The sequence below is a fragment of the Thermus sp. genome, from assembly GCF_039793865.1.
In the GTDB taxonomy this organism is placed as follows: domain Bacteria; phylum Deinococcota; class Deinococci; order Deinococcales; family Thermaceae; genus Thermus.
Genome location: NZ_JBAMMI010000065.1, coordinates 1 through 4,301 on the forward strand (window position 1 = coordinate 1; position 4,301 = coordinate 4,301).

General features: G+C 67.8%; 4 protein-coding genes. All 4 read left to right on the forward strand.

What is annotated here, in order from left to right:
* Positions 1-248: 248 nt before the first annotated feature.
* From ABJK26_RS06210 to ABJK26_RS06225, 4 genes are read left to right on the forward strand one after another with little or no spacing between them, the layout of a single operon-like run.
* Positions 249-1,391 (forward strand): hypothetical protein, encoded by a 1,143-nt coding sequence (locus ABJK26_RS06210; RefSeq protein ID WP_347241412.1) that lies wholly within the window; start codon positions 249-251, stop codon positions 1,389-1,391.
* On the forward strand, positions 1,391-1,840 hold the full coding sequence (locus tag ABJK26_RS06215; protein ID WP_347241413.1) for a YbjN domain-containing protein: 450 nt from the start codon (positions 1,391-1,393) through the stop codon (positions 1,838-1,840). Before ABJK26_RS06210 ends, ABJK26_RS06215 begins: the two co-directional genes overlap by 1 nt.
* An 8-nt stretch (positions 1,841-1,848) precedes the next feature.
* Positions 1,849-2,553: a hypothetical protein gene (locus tag ABJK26_RS06220; protein ID WP_347241414.1), complete on the forward strand. Its 705-nt coding sequence runs from the start codon at positions 1,849-1,851 to the stop codon at positions 2,551-2,553.
* Positions 2,550-4,133, forward strand: coding sequence for a hypothetical protein (locus ABJK26_RS06225; protein ID WP_347241415.1), 1,584 nt, complete (start codon positions 2,550-2,552; stop codon positions 4,131-4,133). The genes ABJK26_RS06220 and ABJK26_RS06225 overlap by 4 nt, the downstream gene beginning before the upstream one ends.
* Positions 4,134-4,301 lie beyond the last annotated feature (168 nt).

A 4,301-nucleotide genomic window follows, 5' to 3' on the forward strand; every position in this document is an offset into this window, starting at 1 on the left:
TGCATCGCAATTTTGCTGATAGGTATAGCAAAGGCCCGCCTCATCGCCACAGGTAAAAGGGCGCAAGCTTGGAGTTAAGGAATCTTTAAGTGCCCCGGACCACCCTGAGAGGTAGAGGGTGGGAGATTGGCTCCAACCCCTTCGCTTGGGCGGACGTTCAAGGAGGAGAGGACCGATGAAGGTGGCCTGGATCCGCGCCCTCGAGGAGGTGGTCCGTGAAGAGAATAGGTGGAGCAGCTATGTGGTTTATGGCGGTCGTCCTGGCCCAGTTCGGCCCCCTTCCGGGGCAGATTGGGCCCGGGCCCTCGGTTGTGCCGCGGGAGCTGTACCAGAATCCGGCGCTGGGGATGCGCTTTCCCGTCCCAGCGGGGTTCCAGAAGATGGAGGAGATGCCCTATGAGGGCGGGATGGTCGTGGCCTTCTTCCACCCCACTTTGAGGGCCGAGCTCTACGCCATTTCCCACCCCTTTCAGGGGGATCTCCAGTCCTTTCACCAGTACAACCTCCAGCGCCTGGCGCAGATGGACCAGCAACTGCAGATGCAAGGAATACAGCTCAGCCGCCAGCCCCTTTCCGGCCTGAACCTTGGGGGTAGGCCCGCCCTTGGCGTTTACAGCCAGATCACTTTTCTGGGCCAAAGCTACGTGGACGTGGCCGTGTACACCGTGGAGCGGGGCCGGGCCTACGGCCTACAGCTCACTGCCCCAGCCCAGGCCTTTCCCCAGGTGCAGGGGGTTTACCAAGCGCTTCTAAGCCAGGTGGAGCTCGTGGGGGCGCAGGCCCCGCAACCCTTCCCTTCGCCCCAACCCTTCTCTCCCTTCCCACAGCCAACCCCTCCCCCCTTTCCTCCGGTGCCAGGAGAGGATAGGGGCGGCAGCGGCTCGTTCTCGCCGCAACCTTTCCCTTCGCCCCAGCCGCCCTCGGGGGACAAGGGGAACCAGCGGCCCCGTCCCGCCTTTACCCCCCCTGCTGACCGCCCGGTGGAGCTCCGGTATGGGAAAGAGGTGGGGGACGGCACCCGCTTCGCCGTGGCCCTGGGCGGCCTCCGCTACCGCATCGTGCCCAAAGGGCCGGGGCGGTGGGAGGTAACGGAGGTGGTGGCGGGCGCCGACGGGGAGGAGAAGGAAACCTACCTTCTGGACGGACTCGGCCTCCAAGAGGAGGAGGAGGTCCTCCTGCCCCCGGTATGGCACACCGGGCGGGAGGAGATAGGGGGCCTGAGGTTTTCCCGGGAAAACCGGGGAGATCTCGTGGTCTACCGCTACCAGGACGAGGAGATACGCCTGGAGTTCGCCTACCGAAAGGACGGGTGGCTCGCCTACTACGTTCAATGTGACCTTACCAAGAAGGCCAACCCCTGTGTGCGCTACACCCTTAAGGAGGTGCGGTGATGCGCTTCGCCCTGTTCTTGATTCCTCTTCTGCTTCCCGTCCTGGCCCAGGGGGTGCGGACGGGGATCACCCCCAAGGAGGCGGAGGCCCTCCTCAAGGCGGCCTCCTACCGCTACGAGCGGGTGGAAGAGGGCGGGGAGGTCTACTTCCGCCTGCGGCTTGCGGGGCTTCGGGCCCTTCTTCTGCTCATGGACTGCGAGAAGGAGGTGTGCTCGAGCCTCCAGCTCTACGCGGGCTTCTCCATGAAGAAGCCCCCCAGCCTGGAGCGCATCAACGCCTGGAACCGGGAGAAGCGCTTCTCCCGGGCCTACCTGGACAAGGACGGGGACCCGGTCCTGGAATGGGACCTGGACCTCTCGGGCGGGGTGACCGACGGGGCCATAAAAGCCTTTCTGGATTTGTTTGAGGAAAGCCTTCGGGCCTTCGCGTCCTGGATCGGCTTTGATTAGGGGGCCAAATGCGGGAGCTCGCTTTTCCGGCGGGGGTGCGTTGGCGGCTTTGGTGGGCGCTTCTTTTGGGGCTTCTTCTCCTTGCCTTTGGGTTTAAGGCCCGGGAGCCCTTGGCCCTGCTTGTGGGGGGGCTTCTCGTCTTGGCCTTCGCCCTTCACCTCCGCCGCACGGCCTATGCCCTTACCCTGGAGCTCGAGGGGGTGCGGTACGGGGGAAGGCTCTACCCCAAGGAGGCCCTGGAGGGCGTGGCCCTGGACCCCCTTTGGGGCAGGCTCCTCCTGGACTTCGGCGGGGAGAGGCTTCCCCTCCCCCTGGGGCTTCCCGGGTGGGACGAGGTCCTCGCCCAGCTAGGGGTGGACTGGCGGGAGGTGGAGGGCCTTGTGGACTACCTCCTGGCCCAGCGGGGCCGGGTCTGGTTCCTCGGGGCCCTCCACCCGCCCCGGGAGGCGGAGGGGGTCCACCGCTGGGCCCAGGGCCTCTACCGGCGCCACTTCCTCAAGATCTACGGGGCCCTGGCCCTCTTGGGGGTGGGGCTTGCCCTCTTCTCCTTGGCCGAGGGCCTGGGGCTCGCCCTCTTCGCCCTGGGCTTCGGCCTCGCCCTCTGGTGGCTTCTCGTCTTCCCCCACGACCTGGTGCGCCTCAGGGGAGGCGGGGGGCGGTACAACCCCCTGGACCCGGAGTTCCAGAAGCTTGCGGAGGAGGGAAGCGCATGAGGCGGATAGCGGTTCTTGGGGCGTTCCTTTTGGCTTTGAACGCGGGAGCCGAGTGGGTGGTGGACCGGCTCCACGGCTTCGCCGCGGACCTGCCCGAGGGGTGGAGTCTCGTCTTCGCCGAGGGAGGCCTCCTCTTCACCGACCTGGAGAGCGTGGTCCTGGTGCGGGGCATGCCCTTAAAAAGCCCCAGGGAGGCGGCGAAGCCCCTCCTGGAGGAGGCGAGGCGCCTTGGGGGAGGGCAGGCCACCTTCCACTTCAAGGCCGCCTCGGGAGGGCTCATGCTCCTCGCCCGGGGCCTGGGCTACCCCCTTTTCCTCACCCAGAGGGCCATGGGGGAACTGGCCCTCTTCGCCATGGCGCCCGAGGCCCAGGCCGCCCTTTCCGGGCTCCGCTACGAGGCGGCCCACCTCCTCCTCCCAGGTCCTAAGAGCCTCCTCGCCGTGAGCGCCTACCTGCCCCAGGACCTCTCCCCGGACGGCAGGAAGGAGGTCTTGGGCCTCCTCCGCTCCTTGGAGTTTTTGGGGCCCAAGGAGCGGGTGCCCTACCGGGTGGAGGCGGTCCTGGACCCCGGGCTTGGGGTTCCCGCCCTAGCCGTCCCCGTGCCCCAGGGGTACACCTTGGCGGGGAGCGTGGTGGGCTTAGACGAAACCCAGCGCTGCCCCGTCTTCCAGCTCGCCAAGGGCGGGGTGGTCCTCCGGCGGGACGCGGTCTTACTGGAGGCCATGGCCATCGCCACGCCCTTCGGAGGGAGTCCCAACACCATCCTCCTCTGGAACGGCCGGGCGGGGCAGGTGCCGGGCTTCCTCTGCGCCCGGGGCCCCGAGGAGCTTCCCGCCCTCTTCGCCCAGGGCCTTTGGGCCCTGGAGGCCGGGAGCCCCTGGGAGGTGGAGCGTGCCAACCCCCTCCGGGGGAGGAGCCGGGTGGCCCGGTACCTGGAAGAGACGCGGGAGGCCTACGAGAGGCTCATGGACCAGCAGATGCTCATGGTCATGGGAAGGTCCGGGGACCAGTACCAGAGCTGGCGGCAGAGCCTGGACCTCCGCGCCCGCCAAGGAAACGTGGGGCGGCAGGCCGTGGTGGAGGCCCGGGGATTCTTCCGATACCAGCCTTCCTTCGCCGCCTCCTCCGCCCACTGCACCCTCTACCTGGAGCTCGCCTTGGTGCACGGCCCCAAGGAGGCCCTGGCCCGGGAGCAAGGGGTCCTGGCCGGGGTCTTCCTGGGCCTCGCCCTGAACCCCCGCTGGGCCGCCCTGGAGGCGGAAAGAAGCAGACGGGCGAGCAGCGAGCTCACCCGGATGGTCCTCCAGATGAACAAGGATGCGGAGGAGTTCAACTCCTGGATGAGCCGCTCCTGGACCAACCTCCTCTCGGACCAGACCTACGCCCGCGACCCCGCCACCGGGGAGACCTTCCGCCTTTACAAGCAGTCCTTTGACACGGGAGCTTTTTGGCGGGAGCCCGTCTTCGGAGGGGTCCTGGGGAGCGTGGAGCGGGGCGGGAAGCTGGAAGAACTCCTCCGCGGCGAGGGCTGGCGGCGCCTGGAGGAGTCCCTGAGCGGCCTTCCCGGCACCTGGCGGTGATGCCCCCCGTCCCGGGCATGCCGGGACGGGGACGCGGAAAAACCGGTCAACGGCCTCCCACCCTGGCGCTGGGTGGAGGGGCTTGGGCGCGGCTTTGGGGGGGCCGCCTTCAAGGGTAAAGCCTGCCCCGCCAGCAAGAGGTAGCCCCCAAAGCCGCCTCTCGTGCAT

What these genes read in the sequence shown, in the direction of transcription:
- ABJK26_RS06225 (WP_347241415.1), top strand. Translation starts at nt 2,550, where the DNA reads ATGAGGCGGATAGCGGTTCTTGGGGCGTTCCTTTTGGCTTTGAACGCG.
- ABJK26_RS06215 (WP_347241413.1), top strand. Translation starts at nt 1,391, where the DNA reads ATGCGCTTCGCCCTGTTCTTGATTCCTCTTCTGCTTCCCGTCCTGGCC.
- ABJK26_RS06220 (WP_347241414.1), top strand. Translation starts at nt 1,849, where the DNA reads ATGCGGGAGCTCGCTTTTCCGGCGGGGGTGCGTTGGCGGCTTTGGTGG.
- ABJK26_RS06210 (WP_347241412.1), top strand. Translation starts at nt 249, where the DNA reads ATGGCGGTCGTCCTGGCCCAGTTCGGCCCCCTTCCGGGGCAGATTGGG.